This is a genomic window from Hamadaea tsunoensis DSM 44101 (assembly GCF_000428945.1).
In the GTDB taxonomy this organism is placed as follows: domain Bacteria; phylum Actinomycetota; class Actinomycetes; order Mycobacteriales; family Micromonosporaceae; genus Hamadaea; species Hamadaea tsunoensis.
In genome coordinates this window covers 1-20,764 of sequence record NZ_AUAX01000047.1, presented here as the reverse complement: position 1 = coordinate 20,764, position 20,764 = coordinate 1, and the positions used below count along the sequence as shown (strand labels likewise).

The 20,764-nt window shown below is 66.5% G+C and carries 20 protein-coding genes; 8 read left to right on the top strand and 12 right to left on the bottom strand.

Annotation, left to right across the window (positions count from 1 at the left end; all coding sequences use genetic code 11):
* Positions 1 to 6: 6 nt before the first annotated feature.
* Genes G401_RS0137680 through G401_RS0137665 form a run of 4 tightly spaced genes read left to right on the top strand, consistent with a single transcriptional unit; the run spans position 7 to position 5,493 of the window.
* Entirely contained in the window at positions 7 to 1,338 is a 1,332-nt protein-coding gene (locus tag G401_RS0137680; protein WP_157546757.1) for an alpha/beta hydrolase, read from the top strand.
* A gap of 5 nt (positions 1,339 to 1,343) precedes the next feature.
* On the top strand, positions 1,344 to 2,723 hold the full coding sequence (locus G401_RS0137675; protein ID WP_027346550.1) for a hypothetical protein: 1,380 nt from the start codon (positions 1,344 to 1,346) through the stop codon (positions 2,721 to 2,723).
* Positions 2,723 to 4,051, top strand: coding sequence for a CHAT domain-containing protein (locus tag G401_RS0137670; protein ID WP_027346549.1), 1,329 nt, complete (start codon positions 2,723 to 2,725; stop codon positions 4,049 to 4,051). Before G401_RS0137675 ends, G401_RS0137670 begins: the two co-directional genes overlap by 1 nt.
* Positions 4,048 to 5,493 carry a hypothetical protein gene (locus tag G401_RS0137665; protein WP_027346548.1) on the top strand — a complete coding sequence of 482 codons (1,446 nt, stop codon included), beginning with the start codon at positions 4,048 to 4,050 and terminating at the stop codon, positions 5,491 to 5,493. Before G401_RS0137670 ends, G401_RS0137665 begins: the two co-directional genes overlap by 4 nt.
* An 893-nt stretch (positions 5,494 to 6,386) precedes the next feature.
* Here the strand turns inward: G401_RS0137665 and G401_RS0137660 are convergent.
* On the bottom strand, positions 6,387 to 7,847 hold the full coding sequence (locus G401_RS0137660) for an IS110 family transposase (RefSeq protein ID WP_084558068.1): 1,461 nt from the start codon (positions 7,845 to 7,847) through the stop codon (positions 6,387 to 6,389).
* A gap of 85 nt (positions 7,848 to 7,932) precedes the next feature.
* On the opposite strand from G401_RS0137660, the gene G401_RS56475 reads away from it, so the two are divergent.
* Both G401_RS56475 and G401_RS0137650 read left to right on the top strand, forming a co-directional pair.
* Positions 7,933 to 8,616 (top strand): hypothetical protein, encoded by a 684-nt coding sequence (locus G401_RS56475; protein ID WP_157546756.1) that lies wholly within the window; start codon positions 7,933 to 7,935, stop codon positions 8,614 to 8,616.
* Positions 8,606 to 9,334 (top strand): hypothetical protein, encoded by a 729-nt coding sequence (locus tag G401_RS0137650; RefSeq protein WP_157546755.1) that lies wholly within the window; start codon positions 8,606 to 8,608, stop codon positions 9,332 to 9,334. Before G401_RS56475 ends, G401_RS0137650 begins: the two co-directional genes overlap by 11 nt.
* Before the next feature lie 258 nt (positions 9,335 to 9,592).
* Here the strand turns inward: G401_RS0137650 and G401_RS0137645 are convergent, their stop codons facing one another.
* The 7 genes from G401_RS0137645 to G401_RS0137615 all read right to left on the bottom strand — a co-directional run bounded on the left by G401_RS0137645 (position 9,593) and on the right by G401_RS0137615 (position 14,337).
* Positions 9,593 to 9,910 (bottom strand): hypothetical protein, encoded by a 318-nt coding sequence (locus G401_RS0137645; RefSeq protein ID WP_027346544.1) that lies wholly within the window; start codon positions 9,908 to 9,910, stop codon positions 9,593 to 9,595.
* A 4-nt stretch (positions 9,911 to 9,914) separates the two neighbouring features.
* Positions 9,915 to 10,238, bottom strand: a complete 324-nt coding sequence (locus G401_RS0137640; protein ID WP_027346543.1) for a hypothetical protein — start codon at positions 10,236 to 10,238, stop codon at positions 9,915 to 9,917.
* Positions 10,235 to 11,317: a WXG100 family type VII secretion target gene (locus G401_RS56470; protein ID WP_157546754.1), complete on the bottom strand. Its 1,083-nt coding sequence runs from the start codon at positions 11,315 to 11,317 to the stop codon at positions 10,235 to 10,237. The genes G401_RS0137640 and G401_RS56470 overlap by 4 nt, the downstream gene beginning before the upstream one ends.
* 186 nt (positions 11,318 to 11,503) lie before the next feature.
* Entirely contained in the window at positions 11,504 to 11,782 is a 279-nt protein-coding gene (locus G401_RS0137630; protein WP_027346541.1) for a DUF7660 family protein, read from the bottom strand.
* Positions 11,783 to 12,063: 281 nt separating this feature from the next.
* Positions 12,064 to 12,420 carry a histone-like nucleoid-structuring protein Lsr2 gene (locus G401_RS55355; RefSeq protein WP_027346540.1) on the bottom strand — a complete coding sequence of 119 codons (357 nt, stop codon included), beginning with the start codon at positions 12,418 to 12,420 and terminating at the stop codon, positions 12,064 to 12,066.
* A 121-nt stretch (positions 12,421 to 12,541) separates the two neighbouring features.
* The gene (locus G401_RS56465) at positions 12,542 to 13,729 is read right to left on the bottom strand and encodes a hypothetical protein (RefSeq protein ID WP_157546753.1); all 1,188 of its coding nucleotides are present in this window, start codon (positions 13,727 to 13,729) and stop codon (positions 12,542 to 12,544) included.
* Positions 13,729 to 14,337 carry an RNA polymerase sigma factor gene (locus G401_RS0137615; RefSeq protein WP_157546752.1) on the bottom strand — a complete coding sequence of 203 codons (609 nt, stop codon included), beginning with the start codon at positions 14,335 to 14,337 and terminating at the stop codon, positions 13,729 to 13,731. Before G401_RS0137615 ends, G401_RS56465 begins: the two co-directional genes overlap by 1 nt.
* A gap of 379 nt (positions 14,338 to 14,716) precedes the next feature.
* Here G401_RS0137615 and G401_RS0137610 point away from each other — a divergent pair, with 379 nt between their 5' ends.
* Positions 14,717 to 15,241: a peptidase inhibitor family I36 protein gene (locus G401_RS0137610; protein WP_169734300.1), complete on the top strand. Its 525-nt coding sequence runs from the start codon at positions 14,717 to 14,719 to the stop codon at positions 15,239 to 15,241.
* A gap of 710 nt (positions 15,242 to 15,951) precedes the next feature.
* Here G401_RS0137610 and G401_RS58725 read toward each other — a convergent pair.
* Both G401_RS58725 and G401_RS0137595 read right to left on the bottom strand, forming a co-directional pair.
* Positions 15,952 to 16,317 (bottom strand): transposase family protein, encoded by a 366-nt coding sequence (locus G401_RS58725; protein WP_407636972.1) that lies wholly within the window; start codon positions 16,315 to 16,317, stop codon positions 15,952 to 15,954.
* A gap of 155 nt (positions 16,318 to 16,472) precedes the next feature.
* Positions 16,473 to 17,249 (bottom strand): hypothetical protein, encoded by a 777-nt coding sequence (locus G401_RS0137595; RefSeq protein WP_027346535.1) that lies wholly within the window; start codon positions 17,247 to 17,249, stop codon positions 16,473 to 16,475.
* A gap of 414 nt (positions 17,250 to 17,663) precedes the next feature.
* On the opposite strand from G401_RS0137595, the gene G401_RS0137590 reads away from it, so the two are divergent.
* A complete protein-coding gene (locus G401_RS0137590) occupies positions 17,664 to 18,110 on the top strand; it encodes an SMI1/KNR4 family protein (protein WP_027346534.1) in 447 nt (148 codons plus the stop codon).
* Between the two features lie 112 nt (positions 18,111 to 18,222).
* On the opposite strand, the gene G401_RS0137585 is transcribed toward G401_RS0137590, so the two are convergent.
* Complete coding sequence (locus G401_RS0137585; protein WP_027346533.1) at positions 18,223 to 18,966, bottom strand: hypothetical protein; 744 nt, start codon at positions 18,964 to 18,966, stop codon at positions 18,223 to 18,225.
* A gap of 1,101 nt (positions 18,967 to 20,067) precedes the next feature.
* Positions 20,068 to 20,764, bottom strand: a 697-nt coding sequence (locus G401_RS51165; protein WP_034594337.1) for a tetratricopeptide repeat protein, incomplete at its 5' end; no start/stop codon positions are given.

The window sequence follows — 20,764 nt, the reverse complement described above, 5'->3', positions numbered from 1 at the left end:
GTGACGATGGCTGCCCAGAGGATGCCTACAGGCCCGTATCTGCTGGTTCCCCTACCGGAGGGTGGTTCGGCGCCCTTCTACGTCCTGCCGTTCGACCGCGACGGCGTCTGCACCGGCCCGCTTACGCGCGAAGACCTTCTCGACCGGGTGGCTTCGCCGACAGTGACCGACATCTTCCTGTTCTCCCACGGCTGGAACAATGACTGGGCCACGGCGATGGGCCGTTATCGGAGTTTCATCGCGGGGTTCGGGCAACTGGTGGCCCGTTACCCGATCAACCGGCCGTTCCGACCGGTGCTCGTCGGCGTCGTGTGGCCGAGCACCGCGCTGGTCCTGCCGTGGGAGGCGGGACCGGACATCGCTGCCGGCACGGTATCCGATGAGGACGTCGCCTTCGACCGGGTCGCGCTTGACGAGGTGGCCGCGTTCCTGCCTACCGCCGACCGGGCCGTGCTCTACGACTTCGCCCAGCGGCCGGGACCGCTCGGCGACGGCGACCTCGACGCCCTGGCCGCGCTGCTGGCCCCGGTGTACGCCGGCGAGCCGGACGAGCTGGGCGTCGCCGATCACCCGTCGCCGGGGCAGCTGCGGCAATTGTGGGCGAAGATCCAGGCGGGCGAGGGCGGCGACGTCGGTGACGAGGGCGCCATCCCGGGCGAAGGCGCGGCCGCGGCCGGCCCGCAGATCGCGGGCTTCTTCGACAAGCTCGACCCACGCAATCTCATTCGCCTCGCCACTGTACTGATCATGAAAGACCGCGCTGGCCGAGTGGGCGCCCACGGTGTCGCCTCGTTGCTACGCGACCTGCGTGCGGCGCGGCCCGACGCCGCCGTCCGGCTCATCGGGCACTCATACGGCACGAAGGTGGTGCTTTCCGCACTATGCGTGCAGCCGGAGGTCAGCGTCGACTCCGCGTTGTTGTTGCAGCCGGCGGTCTCCTGCCTCTGCTTCGCTCGTGACGTGGACGGCCGGGGTACGCCCGGCGGCTACGTCCGGGCCACCGATCGGATCGGCCAGCCACTCATGACGACCTACACCGACCGGGATGGTCCACTGCGGACGTTCTTCCATTGGGCGGCACGGCGGCCCGACGATCTCGGCGAGATCCGCATCGCCGCTCAGCCGCCCAGTCGGTACGCGGCGCTGGGCGGCTACGGCCCGTACGACGCGGCGGCGCCTGTCGGCTGGACCGAGGCGCGGTCGGTCGGGCAGGCGTACCCGCGCGGCGACGAACGGATCGTGGCGGTCGACGCGTCCAAGGTGTTCAGCGGGCACGGCGACATCAGCAATGAAGCGGCGTGGTGGATGCTGCTCGACCAAGTGCGAGGGGGAGCCTGATACAAATGCTGGTACGCGAACAACACACCCTCCCGACGCTGCGTTTGTGCATGGCTGGCACTGCGGCCGACCCCGAGGTGCGAGCCGAACTCTGGTTCGGCGACCATCGGCTCTTTGGCGCTACCTATCCGGCGGTGGCGTTCGGCATCCCTCGCAGCGCCGAACCTCTCGCGACGGGCTGGGCGCGTGCGAGGTGCCGCATCCCGGAGCAACTGGCCGAACGACTGCGCGCCACGGTAGACGGAGAAAGACTGGACCGGCTGTGGCTGGAGTTCCCGCCGCCGAACGGGCTGCTGCCGCTGCTGCCGTGGGAGAACCAGATCGGTCAGGCGCTGGGCGTACCCGTCCTACGGCTGCCGTATTTCAGCCTCCGTCCGCTCGCGCCCCATATGCTTACCGTCGTCCTCTGCGCCAGCGCGCCGGCTGCCAAGGGCAGCGTAGGCATAAGCGAGCTGCTGCCTTACCTCGCGTACGCCTATCGGCGTCTCGACCGGCCGGTTCAGGTTCATATCTTCACCGACCGAGCTGCCTACGACGAGATCAACCGGTACGGAGACGCCGGAGGCGTCATCCTCCACGACCCGCGGGAGGCGGCGGAGTACCCGCCCGCGGAGAGGCTGCGCGCCATCGACGACGGCTCCGTCCGGCTCAGTCCCTGGCTGGCGTGGATACGCGACGCGCTCGGCGGCCAGGCGGCCGATGTGGTGCACTTCGCTGGCCACGGCTACCTGTCCGCGGGGCGCGGCGCGGTCGCCTTCGCTGAATCGCCCGTGGTGAACACCGACACGACCTGGGCGCGGTTCGTGGGCATCGAGCAGCTGTCGGCCTTTCTCAGCCAGGTCGGCGCCTGGTCGGTCGCGCTCACCGCAGTGCCGGAGAACTATTCGGCCACCGGGCTAACAGCGCTCGCCGACAGCCTCGCGCAGCTGCGCGCCGGCTACGTGATACGCCACGACCTCCAAGCCGCATCCGCCGACGAAATCCTCGAAGCGCTGGCCTTTCTCTACGACCGGGCGCCGGCGCCACGCACGCCAAATGTTGCGTATTGGGTGCACCCACAGCTGGCCCAGGAGAGGCCCGGAGCTCGCCCGCGCGGCGACTGGGACCTGCTGATGAACGAAGACTCGGCAACGACAATCTTCGCGCCGGGCACCAGGGCCGCCATTGACGCCCCGTCGACTCCGTCCTGGATCGCCTCCAGCGCCCGGGTCCTTGAGCAGGCGCAGGCCCTCTGGCTCGACCAGCCGTACGACCGAGCGGAAGTCCTCGACCGGCAGGCGGCCGTCGAAGCGCTCACCTTCGCCGCAACACTGCTGGAGCAACAGGTGACCGCGACCCGCTCGGGGCTTGATGGCGGCCTGGCCGCCGGCGGAGAGGTGTCCTGATGGATCGCGTCGTCCTGCGGGTCAGTACCACTCCTCCGCTCCAGGATCCCCTGCCCCACATTCTGTTCTCGCTGGAGTACCCGCCGGGAATCGGGGGGGACCAACGGCTCGACCTGACCCCATTGCAGCCGATGATCAACGCGTACCTCACGGGCGCCCTCGCAGCGGACGGCGTCCGCCAGCTCGGCCGGCACTTGTTCGACGCGCTTATGCAGCAGCCCGAGGTCGCCGCCGCGTTCAACGCCGCGATCCTCGCCGACCGATGCCCGGTCTACGTATACGTACGCGGTCTGGGCATCCCCGAGACGCTGCCCTGGGAGGCGCTGTGGAATGCCACCGCGAGGTTCCTTAGCCTCGACGAGCGGTGGCCGATCAGCCGGATGATGCCGACCGCCCAGAACGTCGTCACCAGCGACATCTACCGCCCGCCGCCACGGATCCTGGCGGTCCTGTCGTGTCTGGACGTCTCGGCGAGAAACCAGTGGGAGGAGATATGGAAGGGCGTGCAGGCGTCGCCCGTCGGCGTGTTCGCCGAGATCAAGGTGCTGACGTCGGAACCTGAGCTGCGCCGGCACATCGAGGACCTCGGCGACCCGCGGGTCTCGGCCGAGCTGCTGCACAGCCAGCGTCAGCTGGAGGACGTCGCGCAGCGTTTCCGCCCGCACGTGCTGCACTTCTTCAGCCACGGTACCGCCGAGCCGGTGCCTCAGCTCCTCCTGGCGACGGCCAGCGACCGGGCGGCCGGGCTCCCCGAGACGATCGTGCTGGAGTCTCAGCAGGTCAAGGCCATGTGTAGCCCCGACGAGCCGCCCCTGCTGGTTGTCCTCAACTGCTGCAAAGGTGGCCAGCCCGGCGGCGACACCCTGTCGCTGGCCGGCGATCTCGTGTACCAGCGGGGCTTCCCCGCCGTCATGGGCATGCGCGAGCAGATCCTCGCCGAATCCGCCGACACGCTCGCCGGCGCCCTCTATCCCGAGATCATGGCGATCTTCGACGAACTGCGGACGCCGGGCGCCACTCGGGCCGTCCTCGACTGGTCGCGACTGATCGTCGCGCCGCGCATCCGGCTATGCCAGGCCCAGCAGGGGCCGGGCGCCGGATTTAGCACCGCAGCCGCGAACACTAAGGAATGGACCGTACCGGTGCTGTACGTGCGCCCCACGGCGTGCGAAGTGAACCTGGAGGCCGAGGCCGCCTCGCAGACGGACCAGCTGAGCCTGCAGTTGCTGCGTGGCATGCTCGCCGCGGCCGGCCCTGGTACGCCCGACTCCTGGCGCGAGACGCTCATCGCCCACATCGCTCGCATCGAAGCCGAAGTCGCACCGTGACCGACCCCGACGCGTGGCTGCCCGCCACCGAGCTGACGATCGACGCATGGGAGAACGGCCAGGGCGTGGCTGGAGCCATGACGTCGAACCCCGCGCGGTGGGCGTTCGGCGCGAAGGTGCCTGCAACGGCCGGGGTGCCGATGATCCCCGCGCCGGACGCCCCCGGCAACTGGCGCGACCCCCGGGTCGGCTGGGGGCTGGTGTTGCCCAAGACCCGAGGTTTGACCGCAGCCGAACTTGCTACCGCCGCCGATGCCCCCGAGCCGATCCAAGCACTCGTTGACGCCCGCGAAGGGGCCCGCGTGCTTCGCTATGACGTCGCCGCCAACGGGGCCATGACGGTCACCGACTACGCCGCCGGCCGCGGCCTGTCGCTCACCGGCACCAAGCCGGGCAACATCCCCGGCGAGCTGCCCATGTATCTCCTCCTCTACGGCGAGCCCGCGACGCTCCCATGGTCGTTGCAGTACGCGCTGCACGGCGGTCGCTACGTCGGCCGGCTGCACCTCGCCGGCGAGCCGCTGGAGAACTACGTCAACGCACTCCTCGGCGACTGGAAGGACAGCGCCGCCCGCTACGCAGCCCCCCTCGTGTGGGCCACCGACCACGGGCCGGCCGACATCACCGGGCTGATGCGCGCCGCTGTCGCCAGCCGGGTCGCCGCGACGATGCGTACCGACGCCGACATCACCGACCTCGCGTATCTGGCCGGCAGCGGGGTGCTGGTGGCGTACGACCACGCGGGCACGCCAGTCAACGGGGCTGCGACCATTGGCGGGCTGCGCGACCGGCTCGCCGCCGCCCGTCCGGCAATCGTTGTAACCACCAGTCACGGCCAGACCGGTCCACTCGACGACGCCGCAGCAATGGGCGACACCCTCGGCCTGCTCCTCGATCAACAACATGCCCTCGTGGACCCGCACGAACTGCTCGCCACCTGGCAGCCAGACGGCGCGATCTGGTACGCGCACGCCTGCGCATCGGCCGGTGGCGACGGCGTGAACCCATTCGCCGATCTCGTCGACGCCGGGACCCGTACCGGCCGAGTCCTCGATGGAGTGGCCGCCCTCGGCCCAAGGGTCGGTGCGCTGCCCACCGCGCTGCTCGGCGCCCCACGGCCGCTGCGCGCGTTCGTCGGGCACGTGCACCCGACATTCGACTGGACCCTGCGGATGGACAGCATCCGCGGCCATACCACGGCCGGACTAGTGTCGGCGCTGTACAACGGCTTGTGTGGCGCCGAACCGGTCGGGATGGCCATGGACCGCCTCTACCGCGAAGCCGGCCCCCGCTGGCAGCAACGCTGGACGGCACGCGGCGAATATGACCGGACTGGCGAGGAGCGCTACCTCTGGGAGGCGATGTACGCCGGCCTCACCGCGCTCGATCGCGCCATGACCGTGATCCTGGGCGATCCAACAGCGACGATTCCCAACCCGTAGTAGATGACGACGCACCGCCGCGCGAACCTCCGATGGCCGTTGCCCTGCTCATCCCCGGTCCTGGCCGATCTGCTGACCGCGCCTGCCTTGCGGTGCAGACGCACCTTGCTGACCAGCGACCCATGCAGGGCAGTCCCGAATCTGAATGAAATCGCACATCCAGCCGACCACGAACGCACTCTTCTGCCGCTGAGCGTGATTGGAATCCCCTGGTCGGCTGGGTGCATCGACCGTCGTGCCCCCACATGAATGGACAGCATCATGGTTGCCATCCAGTAGGCGTCGAGCGCAGAGCCCGCCTTCGAGCGGATCGCGGATCTGCGCCATAGCCCAACGATCGACGCCACGAGGGACATCGGGCGCTGGCGACGAGTCCGGCGGGGCGGGCCCAGGCGTGCCCAGCACGTGCCCGGACAGGACGCCATCCTGTGTCATCGACGAGGACGGCTTGACACGAAGACGGGTGCCTACCTGGATTGATAGGCACCCGTCGGTATCTCGTGAGACCATCTATCATAAAGTTGATCTAGCTCATAATCCCTCGGTCGGTAGCGCACCTGCGAAGCCGTTGTCCTAGGACGCTCTACGGACGGTGCGGGTCGACACCACACACGCTCGCACGGGCACGTGGAACTCTTCGGGTCTGCGGTCGCAGCGACGTACCGGGCCGCGAAGCCGGAGATCCAATCGATGTAGGCCTGGGCGGCGTGGACTTTACCCGGCCGGCGCCCGCGGCCGGTCCGGCCTACCCGGTACGGCTGGGATCTGGTCGAGCAGTTGCAACGTGGATAGGCCGGATGGTGGACAAGGCTTCCGGGCACCGCTCCCGCGTCAGAGCTCCAGGCTCGGGTGTGTGACTCAGGTGTCACCGAGCGCCGTCCACCATCCGGCGGTCAGAGGTCCGACCTGAACAAAATGTTCTCGTCGAACATAGTGTCGTGGCCTAGGCAATGGTGCAGGCCCCCGAGCAGGCGCCCGGCCACCCGCCGCAAGGCGCTGGCGTGGCTGTCGCCCGCCGCCCGTCGAGCGTCGTAAAGATGGCGGCTACCTGCAGACCGCGTGAGAGACGCGAAGGCCCAATGATGGCAGGCGGTTTTCAGCGCTCGGTTGCACACCCGCCGCTGTTGCACGATCCGGCTGGACCCGCTCGCGAACGTGACCGGCGCGATACCCGCGTACGCACGAAGACCCCGCACATCGCGAAACCGCTCCAGGTCATCGCCGATACCGGCCAACAGCCGCGCGGTAGTCAGTAGCCCGCACCCAGGAAACGACAGGTAGATCGGCGCGTGCAAGTGCGCGGCGGCTGCCTCCTCAACCGACTCCTGCAGCTTGGCCTCCACCGTGCACGCGGCGTCGAACAACGTCAGTGTTCCGCTTACCTCGACGTTTACGGCCCGCTCCATGTCGGCGCGCCGGGCGATCACCGGCTCGGCGAACAGCTCCAGCAACCGGTACGCCTCGGCGTCGACCAGGCGGATGCGCCCCGCGGCCGCCAGGATCTTCGACAGCCGATAGTGGGTCAGCCGTTTCGCCGCGGCAGTTGTCGGTGCCGCAGTCAGGACTGCGCGAGCCTCCGGCCGGCTTAGCCCGCCGTCCAGCTGGGACCAGGCCGCGACCGCTGCCGGATGGGCGGACCGCAGCAGCGACCGTAGCTGGCCCTGAAGGCGTAGCCGCGTACGCCTGGCCCGGCGGTGCGCATCGACCAAGGTCGCGAGCGAGCCGGCCGCTGCCGACGGCACATACCGTGGTCGTATCCGGCCCCAGTCGTCGCGCAGGACCAGGGCGATGATCTCCGCGTCGGTGCGGTCGCTTTTCTTGCGAACGGGAGACAGCCGACGCCGGTACTCGGTCACCACCGCGGGTGCGATCGGATACACCGGCTGACCTTTGCCGGCCAGCCCCTCAGCGAGAAGCCCCCGGTCGGTCTCGATGCCGACCGGCACCATCCGGCGCCCGTGTGAATGCCCCTTACGCAACCCATCAAGGAGAGCAAACAGTTGCGTGATGCCGCCGGGTGTCTCTGGTATCCGCGCCTGGGCCACCAGCTGTCCGGCTCGCGTCACTACCGCGACGTCGTTGAGCCCTTCAGACCAATCAATCCCGCAGTAGAACGCTGGACTAGACAACGTGAAACCTCCCGCACCGACCACAGGGCACCTGCAACCAGACCTCCCGCGGACGAGCACGAAGCCCGCCCCGCCCAGAGGCCACCTGGCAATGCCCCGCCTACGCGGGGAGAGCGCCCGTTCCACATCGGATTGACCGCCGACGCGTACCGTACAACCTTCGACCAGAGCCGCCAAATCAGCCAGCACCCGGCAGCTCGCGCGTATACGGTTCGAGCCGGGCATCAGGCGTCACCCGGCGTGAGGACGTCGTTGGACAGTCTCAGCACAGCATGATGGATGGCCGGGCCGGGTCCTCAGCAAGGAGAAGATGTTGGACGAGCGTCGGAGCCGGGACGCCGAAGCACTGCACGATGCCCTGACTGTTTCCGGTCCGGCGGTGCGCGTGAAGCCTTCTCGTAAGACGGCCGAACTCATCGCCGAGCTCTCGGCCGCGCTGGTGAACGGTTGCGCCCTCACCGTGACGTGCAAGCATGAAGTCAATCTGGCGGAAGCAGCGGCAATGCTTGCCATGTCCACGCGACAGGTTCGCCAGGCGCTGAGCTACGGTCTCCTTGACGGCCACATGAACGGCGCCGACCAACACGTCCATGCCGCTTCCGTCCGTACCTTCCGCACCGCCGAGCGCTTCAGGCCCTCTCCGAAGTGCAGAACGAGCTTGGCTTGGACGAGTGACGCTGCCACCGTCGAGCCGGATGCCGTTCATCTGTCGCGCCGCGGACTGTCATTCGCGGTATCAGCTACGCGTTGCAGGCCCGTCGACGAGGTAGACGGTGGTGCCCTTTACGCAGGCGGTTGCGGCTGCCTGAATGACGCGACCACCCAACCGGGCTGCGGGCATCTGGCCGTCCAGCGCGCGACGAGAACGTTGCGGCCCTTGACGTTGAACGACGAACCCGGCAGAAAGGAGACGCATGCCAAACCTGGCGCGTTGACTACACCTGCGCGTTACCACAGCGCCGGGACCGTCGAGGAGTCATTCAATGACCGCTGAGTGGTCGCGTACCAACTCCGGACTCCTCGTCCCCACGCCCAACGGTGCAGACTACGTCCCCGGGCCGAGCAAGGAACCTCCGTCGCAACGTATCCAAGCATGGGCTGCATTGGTCGCCGTTCTCCTCGCCGTACCTGCGCTATTCCTATCCTGGCGGGCGTTCTCCGACCAGCAAGACATCAACCGCAGCCAGGCAGCGGTCAACCGCCTCACCGCGGAGCGGTTCGATCGCCGCTTTGCCGCCAGGGTGTCCTATTGGGACACGCTGACCGGAACATATCAAGGCCAGCACGCAACCGTGGTGCACCTGCAGAACCGAAGCCCAGTCCCGATGAAACTGATTGATCTACGAAGCGGGTTTCCGGGGATGGAAACCGCCAAAACCACCTTCGTGATCAACCTGGAGCTCCTCCCGCCCTGCACCTTGACCTCCATCACGATCACTTCGACCGTCGTGGAGTCCATCGCGTCTGAGGCCGGCGTCCGCGTTGCTATCGATCAGTGGCGCACCGAATCGGTGGGCTTCCAGGATCCCACCGGAGACTGGCGAGCAGACGATGCCGGACTCCGACGCGAGGCGCCGTCCTCGTACCGCCGATACCTGGGGCCGACCAACGAAACCGGCGCATCCTTGCGCGTGTACTTCGCCAACTACGAGATCTGGCGGGCCGTGCCCGCCGTCATCGAAAGCGCGCCCGACTGCGGCGAGGACGGCTGATGCGAACGCAGGCCTACAGCGCCGGGGGACAACCGTCGAGCACGAAGACCTCGCCGCTAACATCCACACCATCGTCAGCAGCGACGCTTCGATCGTGTCCGCAGCCGCCGCCGAATGGGTAACGCAGGTGCCTCTGCCGCGCATCGCGGCAATCACCTTCTACTAATCTCCCGCATCCCGTTGCGCACGCGTCGGCTCAGCTCGCGATCTTCCATGGCCCCCTGGAGGGGTAGCTCCCACCCTGCCGTTCAACTCTGCCTATGCGCCGATCGCGAAGAGTGCCGTAAGCCCGGTGCCAAGGGCTACGTATGCCAGAAGGCAGCGGACTGCCGCCGTGCGGCTCACGTTGCTGCGGTAGGCGGCAATGCCGAGCACGATGCTGGTCAGCAGCAGCCCGTCGCCGATGATCGCAGCCAGGATTTTTCGGGTGGTGGTGGCGTGGTGCGGGCCGCCGAAGACTCCCAGGTCGATTACCAGCAAGACGATGTTGAGCAGGCTTGTGGCGGCGAGGACGACTGGGATGAGAGCGAGAGTCCGGTAGACCTTCGTGTAGTCGTTCGCGGGAGTCGTTGGCATCGCTTCACATCTTGCCCTGGTCGTCAAGGCTCGCCCGCAGGTGTTCGACCGATGAACGGGCCGCCGCGGCGAGGCGTTGCAGCGTTTCGGGAGCTTGAGCGGCGCTCCAGGACTGGTAGCGGCGGGCGGCGTCGGAGAACAAGTCGCGGTAGGCCGACGATGCGGCCGCGGTACGCAGATCGGTCCGCCCAGCCAGGACATCGGCGGCGAGTTCACGCCATGCCGGGTTCGAGCTTTCGGCCGCGAGCTTGCGCAGGTTCTCCCGCAGGACGCGGGCGAGGGCCGGGTCTCCGCCGGCGACAGCGGTGAGGTGTTCTTCGGCGGTCATTTGTGTCCCTCCTCGGCCAGAGCCGGGTGCTGGTAGACGGCCGGCAGTGTGATGCTCGTGTTCACACCCAGGAGCTGGGCGATCTCCAGGACTACCGGGACGAGACCGGTCAACGTGTATACGGCTGCTTGGATGACGGCCGCGGCCTTGCTCCACAGGTTGAGGAACTCGATGATTTTCCAGATCGCGATGCCCCAGCCGGCGACCGCTCCGATGCCGGTCTCGGCGGTGGCGGTGCCGGCGGCGGCGCTGATCGCGGCGATGATGGCGAGATCGATGAGGCTGCCGATCATGCTGTTGAGCTGCTGGGTGGCGATGTTGATCGAGAACGACGCGCCCAGGTAAGCGGTGGCGAGCCGTTCCAGCAGATCGCGGTGCTCCTGCAGCGTTCCGTCGAGCTTGGCGAAGTACGCCATGGCATTGTCTGCGGCCGCGCCGTGCCATCCATCGCGTAGCGGGTCGAGGTCATCGGCTAGACCGAAGGACACGTCCATCTCGAACAGCGCGCCGTTGTGCAGCGCTACGGCCAGGCGTCCGAACGCGTCCCAGTCGCCGAGCACCAGCTGTGAGAGGTGGGACAGGATGTCCACACCGGTCAGCTGATCTATCAGCGTGTTCAGGTCATTGCTGATGCTGAAGTAGCTGCTGATCATGGCGAGGTCGAACGAGCCGTGCATGGCATCATCCGGAGTTTGCGGTGGTTCATGAAGCCGCGACAGTGGATCGGTGCGCAACCCGTCGAAGTACACCGCCGGCCCAGCAAGTGACCTGGGGATGCCGTACATCCGGTCGAACGAGGCCGCTGCCTCAAGATCGGTGGTCTCGTAGTAGCGGGCGGCCGCCGCTATCGCCCTACTGTTCGCGGAGAGCAGAGCCTGTAACTGGCCATACGAATCGTGCAGCGACTGGCGGACCCGATCATGAGCCACGAGCACCTCGTTCAACGCGCCACGCTCGTACCAGGTCATCTCCGACTGCCGTTGCAGGTAACCATCCACCGCAGGCAGAAGCCTCGCGAACTCCTCCAGCTGGATACTGAACGTCTCCAGTCGCTGAACCGACACCGCAAAGTCCTGCACGACATCCCCCGGTCACCGTCTTCGACACCCCGAACGCATCGTGGCAAACATTGACCACCGCCAACAGCCCCTGTGGATAACGAAAGCCAAGGACTGGTATCCGTCCAATCAGCCTGTTTAGTGCACCCGAGGCTGGACGTTCCCGTCCCGGGTGATCTTCGGTGGGGGTGCCTAGGTCGTGTGGTGTTATTCGTAGCCGGTCGCCGCGACGAGGGCTTCGGCGAACTGCTTCCATGATGGGGTTACTGGATAGCTCTCTCCAAGGTTGGCGTAGAGCTGTGGCTGGGCTTCGATGCAACGAGTGAGGGCGTCGAGGAAGCTGGCCAGGGTCGTGTTCTCCCACGCGTCGGGGCGCGCCTGGAGGTCTGCCTCCATGAGCGCGACGATCTGGGCCGCCTCGGTATTCGAGCGCACACTATCGAGTTGGCCTTCGGGGACATTGGCGAATCGGCTGTAGGCGTCCACGGCCTCATTCTGTCGGGAGACCCCGAACTCTGCAGCGACCTCGATGACCCGATAGCCAGAGCAGACCGCCAGCACAGCTTGACACCGCTGCTCAACCATGGACATATGCGTCAGCGCCAGTCTCGCCCTCGATCACCTGATCCAATGCGGCGGTCCTGGCGACCGCCGTCCTGGTGGCAGGGGTTGGGTACGGATGGTGATCGTCTGGCGCGGCCAGCCTCTGGACGGGATTGCCGCCGGTTCCGACCTCCTGAAGCCTCTAACGTGGTCGGGCTATTGCGCTACTTTCCGCCGGCCTTTGTGTACGCCTCGATGACTTTCTCAGGAACTCGTCCACGTGGCTTCACCTTGTGGCCCGCCCCTGGCGCCCATTCGCGAACCCGCGCATTGAACTCCTTTTGCTCCGCTGCGGCGGCCGCACGTCGACCAGGTGCCACGCGGGTCGTCGAAGCCGCTCGGCCGCTGACCTTGGAGCCTGCCTCGATGAACGGCGTCAGGAGTTCCTTGAGCTTCGCATGATTCGCGGGTCCGAGGTCGATCTCGTACGTCACACCGTCCAATCCGAACTTCACCGGACGCACGCTGTCTTCTGACCCGTCGAGGTCGTCCTTGTAGACCACTATCTGCTGACGTGCCATAGCCACTCCGATTCTCATCTTGACTCGACGCCGCTGATCTTAGCTCGAAAGGCACACCGCGGTCCCGCTGCCGCCACCCGTGAACAGGGTCGGCGGCAGCGGGACCGCACAAGGTCAGCGGTCAGCCTCCGCAAGCGGTGCCTTGCTGCGTGGTCGTGTTGTTGGCGATGTAGATGCGGTACTGGATCAGCGAGGGCGTGTGGATGGTCTGCCCCGGGGCTGCATGCAGGAGGGTGCGCTCGTAGTCCAGGAGGGCACCGGTCCGGGAGTCGATGATCACCAGATATTGGGTGCGTTGCCCGCGCGAGGACGTACCTTCAGCGGCGTATGCGTCGCCAGGCCGGTTCATACGATCATGGACTGGGCCGACGTAGTCCAACGCCAGTCCGGCCATGAGGTCGAGAACTTCGGCCCGTTGGCCGGCGGTCAGGTGAACCTGCCGGTAGAGCGTAGCGATCGCTTGCAGGTAGCCGGCCGCCGTCGGGCCGCCGGGCGCCACCGCGGCGAGCTGCTGACCCAGGTCGGCGGGGTGGCCGATGCTGGGATGGATGACGCTGTCGGTTCGGCAGGGCAGCTGTGGTGGCAGCGCCGTAGTGAACTCCGCCGCCGGCCCCAGCGGCCGCGGCAACGTCGTGGTGCGTTGATAGCCGCTGTAGCCGTCTGCAGTCGGGCGATCGGGACGCCACCACGTCTGCACGTCGGTGAGCGTGCCCTCTTCTTGGCCGCCTGCCTGCTGATTGTCGACGGCCCACTCCTGGACACGGCTGTAGACGACGGGCTGTGCCGGGGGTTCCGCCAGCTGCCGTACCCGGTCGGCAGTGGCATGCAGGCGCGCGGCTGCCGATTGTTGCGATCCGGACCGGGTCGGCGTCGGACGAGGTGAGGTTGGTACGCCTGCGAGGAACGGCTGCGGGTAGGTCTGCCGCTGCGACGAGGGACTCAGGCTCGGGCGCGGCGAGGCGACGGCCGGGCTCTCCACTGCTGTGGAAGGGGGCCGGTTATGGCCTGCCGTAAGGACTCCACGGACGCTGAACGCAACGAGGAAGGCGACGATTGCCGCAGCACTGGCGATCATGGAGATGACGGGACGCCACGCGGAGCGTCCCGACAGCCGACGGCGCTCCAGCGCCCGCCGTAGCGCAAAGCGGGGGTAGTCCCACAGCAGCCACGGACTGATCCGGTGAGCACGCCAGATCTCTTCGGCGGACTTGCGGCGCGGTGACGGCGACCGCTGCTCGGCACGGTCTGCCGCGTTCTTCAGCAAACGCACCAGCTGCTCGGCGTCTGATTCATCGGGCCTGCGTGCCATCAGGCTCCTCCTAGCATTTCTAGCAGCGAAGGTTCGGCGTCACAGGCCTTCTTGATGCGCCGCAGAGCTCGATCCATACGTGTGGCGACGTTGCCGGGGTTCACTGCGGTACCTGGATACTTGTCGTGCAGGAGCTCGCAGATCTGATCGTGTGGTAAGTCGTCGATCACGTGCAGCCAGATGATGTCCCGATCGACGGCGATGATCGTCTTGCGGACGACCATCAGCTCCAGGAACTCACCCGCAGGTCCATACAGCTTCGCGGCGGCGTGCTCATCAAAGCTCAGACGGCCGGGCTCGGACGGCTGCTCGACGGGGCCGCGGCGCAGGCGCAGCAGCCGTTTGATCCGTCCGATATGACGCCGCTGGGCACGCCGCGTGGTGCTGACTTCCCGACGTACAGCAGTCTGCAGCCACGCGGCTGGATCATTGGGAACGACATGCCGGCGTAGCACCAGCTTGGCCATTACCGCGTTGACAACATCCTCGGCAAGATCGTCGAGGTCCGGGCCGAGGAGAAACGCGGCCCGGCGGACCAACCTGTCACGGTGCCTGTCGTCGACCGCGCGATACCACGCTTCGTCGCGCGGGGCCTGGAACATAGTCAAGTAGAGCTCCGTGCAGATCGGGGATGTGGCCACGCGGACGCGCGGCACAACGCCCTGTATTAGTCCACCCTCGACCCGCGTATCTCGCACAACGCAAAACTTCTGCGGAAATGACAGCTAGCCGACAGCCCGGGTGACGACAAATGAGGGCTGTCATAGGCAATCCAAGAGCATCTCATTCACTCATGTAGATTTTCGGTCAGATGTGGCTGCCGTTCAGACGATGCTTCGTACCCTCAATGCATAGCTCACAGCGATCTGACGATCACTAAGAGCTACGAACTGGTGGGGTTCTGGCCGCACCCCACTCTGCCTCGCGCGGAAAATCCGATCGCTCGCTGCGCCCACGCGCCGCACAGTGCACCACCACGGAGGCACCGTGAACATCAACCGCTTCACCCGCACCATCGCCGCCGTCGCAGTCGGCATCCTGCTCACGAACGCCATCACGCCGGCGACCCCGGCAGCCGCCGCCGACTCGCTGCAGCGCCAGATCGACAGCTACCTAGCCACTCATCCAGGCGGTACTCAAATCAACGCGACCGACCTCAGCTACAGCTCAGGCCAGTTCATCGTGACGTTCGGCCGGCCTCCGGCCGGCGCCGCAGCCGCCACGACCAGCATCTGCCCCTCAGGCTGGTTCTGCTTCTTCACCGACCCCGACTACGGAGGCCTACGCGGCAAGCTGTCCAGCTGTGGCTGGCAAGACCTCGCCTACTGGGGCTGGGACAACCAAGTCATGTCGGCCTACTACAACTTGTCCACCGGCAGCGTCGACTTCCTCAACCACGTCGGCAGCGGCGGCAGTCACGCCACCGACACTGTCGAGTTCACCATCGGCACGAGCCGCCGCGGGGCCGCCCTCGTCATGCCCACTGCCGACCACGTCAACCGACACTGCTGAGCAACACAGGAGCGCACTCGATCGCGGCGAATTAGCTACGGGGGCTGTCGCGATCGAGCGGCTCGCTGGGCACGACCAGGGAATCCTGGGCATGACAAGAACATCTCACCCAAGCCCCCACAAACTCGGTCGGAAACGCGACGATCCCGCCCTATGACCTAGAAACATTCGCAGTAATCACTGCAAATGAAGTTGCCCTGGCGACAGTCGACGTGATCACGCCCATGATTGACCATCTCGCCGCCAGCAGTTACCCGCCGGTCACCGCCGCAGAACTCTCGCTCGCGCCGCCAAACCGCGGCTGGGAAGCCTTGACCCGCTCCGAAAAGGACAGGCACTATTCCCGGTTGGAGCCGCACCACGGCCGGACGGTTGGCGACGCCCGAACTAGAGATTCGGGCGCCGCCCAGGCTCCTCAAACCCAATCCTGTAATCGAGCACTGAGAGGAACCCAGTGGCGACGGTAACGAAATGGCGACACCAAAACCAGGGCCGGGCGGCCAAGCCGTCCGCCAAGCGAACCATCACAACTCGGCAATTCGTCATCGCAGTCAGTACGACCGTCGTGTCTACCTGGGCCTGGCACCACACCGGCGGCGACACGATCATCTCCGGCGCACTCGCCACGACGACGGCAGCCTTTCTCGAACGGCACATAGTCGACTAACAGTCGTGGGGGTCGCCGGTCATCCACCTCGGTGACCCCCACCTCAGCCTGCGTGAAGGTGAAACCGAGCACGCCGTCGCGAGCTCGGCCATGACCGCGGCGCACGCCGTTGCATTCGACGTCGTCCAGTGCCCGGGTGGCCGCGGCTCGCTCGACGTGCTGCGCGGCTAAGGACGCCGGGGCCTCGGTGATCGCCGGAATCGGCACGGGGCCAGCAGGACATGGTCGACTGGCAGCAGCCGAACGGCTCGGCGAGTAGACGCTGGGACAGACTGTGACGTAGGTACAGCAGGGTGACCACGACCGATCGGTGCGGGTCGAGCGCGCGGCGGCGGTGTGCCTGCCACAGCCCAGACTCGGTCAGTCGCTCGACGAGATCGTCGACGAAATCGTGGGCCAGGCCGGTCATATTCGCGACGCGCGCCGGCCGCCCCGCGCTGGTCATGTTGGTCCACACAACCACAGCGACCTACCCACGACCGGCCGCCGCGTCCGTTCAGCCAGAAGACAAGCCGGTCAACCAGGCCGCCGCGGCCAATCGACGCACGTCTCATGGATTACGTACTAAGCATCGGCGCCATCTGCCGACGGCTGGCCGCCTGAGTCCTCGCCATCGTCGTCCTCGACGTCCTGTGCCGCCAGCATTGCGTCCCATTCTTCGAGCTTCTGGCGTTTGCGCTCGTCCTTGGCGTGGCCATCGCGCACATAGACGGCTAGGCCGTCCCGATCTTCGTTCCACTTCGAAATTGACTTCTCGATCTCTTGAAGCGCCTTCGCGACGTGGTGAACCGTGAGTTCTCGAGTGAAGACAACCTGACCGAAGGGCGCCCAGTCTAGCTCCGAGATGATCTCCAGAGACTGCTTGCGCGAATCGGAGTAGGAAACGACTACGCCGTAACGCCTTGGAAGTCCCGAGTCGTTTCGACTGCTGAAGGCATCCCAGATGGTGCGCCATTCCTGACCAGGCACGAGCACTGGCAGCTTGTCGAAGATCGCGAGGTCTACGATCTCCGGGCCCTTGGTGCGCTGAGGCTTCGGCGTCATGCTCAGGCGTACGTCGAAGGCCGCCGTGGTCCCGAAGTTCTTGACCACGAGGTCCGCCGCAAAGGGTACTGCGGTGTTCGCCTCCAGGTAGGCAACGACATACGGCTGTGCCTGGTCCTCGCGTGTACGGCGTGCCTCCCTGACCTGGTGAAATGCGAAGATGCTGGCAAGCACGGCGACGGCAACGGTCGCCCAACCGGCAGCGGCTGACCACCATGCCGCGTCTTGACTGGTAAGCCAATGCCACAGGCTCGCAAGCCAGTGCCCCACCGCGACCAGCGCATGCCGTACGTCCATGCAGACGCCCCTCCCGATGCGCCACGGCGGCGCAGCAGGACAACACACTATCGCCAGACAGCAACAACATCCTTCACTCGTTCGTGCCGTCCAGGCGGGGTCTTAGCCAATGCAGCCAGTGCGCCTCAAGCTGGCCGACAACCTCGGCGTTCCAGTCGATACCCATGCCGAGACGGTAGCCGCTGACGGAGTCTGAGGGCAGGTGGCTACTGCGCCTCGGTGCCTAGGCGGGTGACACGGAGCCATTTCTGGCGGGGGATGCCTGCGGCTCGGATGCGGCGTTCGGAGCGGCGTTGGTCGTGTTCCTCGCGACAGGTGGAGCCGAAACTCATTCTCCAGAGCATCACCGCAGCCCAGCGGCCATGCCGACCATCCGACACCGCAGGTCGGGTGCCGGGTTCTAGTCTGACCGGTATGGAGCTGGCCGAGTTCGACGTCCTCGCCGACCAGATGCGCCAGCGGTCAGCCAGTTTGATCGCTTCCGCCGGCTTCTCTCTGATCGACGGGCGGACTGCCGCCATGGATCAGATCCGCGCCGCTGAGGATGTCCTTGGTGCGATTCTGCCCGAGAAGTACACGGCGTTCATGACGCAGTACGGCGGCGGTAGGTTCGGATTCGTCGACCTGTTCTCGATCGCGGCCGGCGACCCAGACGACATCTGCGCGATCAACCACGCCGAGTTCCCCGACGCGATGTTCATTGCCATCGCGCCAGTCGGCACCGGTGACCACTGGGGCTTTCCCGTCACCGACGGCCGCTGCCACGACCAGGTGTGGTTCCACTTCCACGACGGCGGCGACCCCGAACTCGTCGCGGCCGACTTCCTCGAATTCGCCGCCCGGCACGGCCTCAAATCCTGAGCCCAGCAGAGCCGGGGCCAAACAAGCCGTTGCAGACCTTGCGATCAAGCAGGTGGGGCCAGCCAGCAGTGAGCCACAACCAGAGCCACAACAACTAGTCCACAGAGCCAATTTACCGATGAGGGTGAGGGCTATCCCACCCGGTTAGGTCACGTAGGCGGTGCTCGTAGGCCACGGTTTTTTCAAGCTGCTCAGGAGCTAGGAGGAGTCCGAGCCCGGCCAGGGCGAGGCTGCGAATTCGGTAGCGCGGGCGTGGGGTCATCGAACTGGCTGAGGTCGATCTCCACATGGGATCGGCCTGCATACGCCTTATCATCTGTCCGTTGAAACGGTTGAGAGGGGCGGGTAACTCGGTGGTCTGTCCTGCAAGATCGGGAAGGCCGATCAGAATGGCTAGGCCCTCGATGATACTGATCATGTGGGTCGCCGCTGTCGCGCGTTGAAGGTCCGCGATAGGAACGGTCCGGACGATCGACCGTAGATTCTCGACCGAAATGGCCCGGGCCATCGCTTCCCAGCAGTCATCGCCCTGGAGTTCGGCCTCCCGCTGCGTTCGCCTCAGCGACTCCACCTGTTCTTCCGGCAGCCCGGCGATGGTTGCAGCCATCGCGACCAGGTCCTCGCCGGTCGCCTCGTCCCCCGCGCCCATCGCGTGGATCATCCCTTCTAGTGCTGCACGACGCTGCGGTACGTCTGGCGGTGCAGGGGGCTCCTTGCCGTCGATCGCGTCGATGAACTCCGACCAGTTCACCGTGGTGAGGGCGTGGGGGTTCCGGGCGGCGCGGTCGGCGGCATCCTGGCGAGCCTGCCATCCGGCATCAATGCCTTGCACATCGGCCGCGGTCAGGCGCGCCACTGCGTCAAGCTGAGCCGCAAACGCGGCTCGGACCTGGTCTTCTGCTACGGGCTGCCCCGCGGCGAAACGCTCGATGATGTGCCCGCCTGGGCGTGCTACTCCTTGGCGGGAGAGGCGCCCGAGGTGGATCGCCTTCTGAATCGTGGCGTCGTCCGGCGGGCGGGCGCAAGTGCCGTTCCCTCGGCCCAGGCCGACGCGTACTGGTCGGGGGAGAACGCCTTGAGCGCGCCACCGTTCGATCTGGTACACGGAGATCTTCACGCCCTCAGCCGCTGCGGCGGCGATGAGGGCGACGGTGGAACCGCCGGCTTCTCCACGGGGCACGTCTGCAAGTTTACAACCCCGCGAAGTTCCTTTCGGAGATGCCGCACCTCGGATGCGGTACTGAACACGGTCCGGCGATGAGCGCTGGAGACACCGGAAGGAACAGAGCGTTGTCGGCATCGACACAGATCGCATGGGCAGCCTGTGCATTGGTAAGCATGGTGTGCCTTACGGTGATAGTCAGCCTGCGTGGATCCACTCCCAGTCAACGGCCAGCGATCCTGCGAGCGCTCGGCGATCTCTTCACCGCGCTCCGACGTCCCAACGGTCGCGTCCACGGGGGCGCCGTACCGCAACACCGGCAGGATGACTGAAGGCTGCGAACAGGGGCTCTGACCTGCACAAGGGAGTCCATGAGTCGTGCTAGGGCTGGGGGAGGGGAGTCGAACTCAATGCCCCTCACCCAGCCGTAACGCCAGCGCTGCCGGTTCGGGTCAGCCCACCAGATCGCCGAGCGCGCGGAGGACCGCGGCTACTCCAAACAGCATGAGCGCGATCGCCACGAGTTGGGCAACTCGCAGCTGCACCTTCTTGCCGCAACGACGTTCCATCTCTAACATTCCTCCTGCCTTCGAGCACCTTCCAACGGGATGCATCTCAAGGCGCCAAGTGCCCGGAGGTCGCAACTCCGGGCACTTCCCGTCTTCGCCGGGTGGCATCCGAAGAACATGATGGACGAGTTCTGAGGCTGACGCGACACACGAAGACCGTCGTGACGATTCTTGACGAATGCCCGTGGAAAAGTACGGAATCAGCTGTCAGGCAGGCGACGCGGGCTCATGTCGCCGGCGGTTCTATATCGCATTCGATGCGTATTCCACTCGCGACAGCCGTGATCATCGGATGGTCCGTGCTCAGTGTCCGCCGCAGCCGGCCCAGCACGTGTTCCAGCAGTTCCTCGGCGCTCTCGGTGGCGCCCGCGGCGATCCGGTCGAGGACCAGGTTCGCGCCCGCCGCGAGGGTGTGCGGGTGGCTGGGACCGCGGCCCTCGGCGGCCTTGCGGAAGGCCTCCTCGGACAGCTCCAGGGCGCCCTTGCGGTCACCCGCCAGGGACAGGTCGGTCGCCCGGTTCACGGCGGTCGCGATCGTGTACGGGTGCCGCTCGCCGAGCGCGTCCCGCAGTGCCTCGTACGCGAGCGCGTCCAGTTGCCGGGCCCGCTGGCGTTCCCCCTCGGCGCGCAGGATGGCGGCCAGGTTCACCTCGGCGACCAGGGTGAGCGGATTGCGGGGTTCGAAGATGCGCTGGTAGGTGCTGGCGGCCTCCTCGGCGAGCAGGTGCGCCTGGGTGAGGTCGGAGCGGCTGCCCCGTTCGCGCAGCGTGTTCGCGTACGACATGCGGGCGGCGAGGGTGTACTCGTGATCGGCGCCGAAGGAGTCCACGCAGTCGTAGAAGTGGTCGCGCAGCGCGTCGACGGCCCGGGCGAGCTGCCCCACCCCCCGGTACGCGAGCCCCATCGTCCGCTCGGCGAGCAGG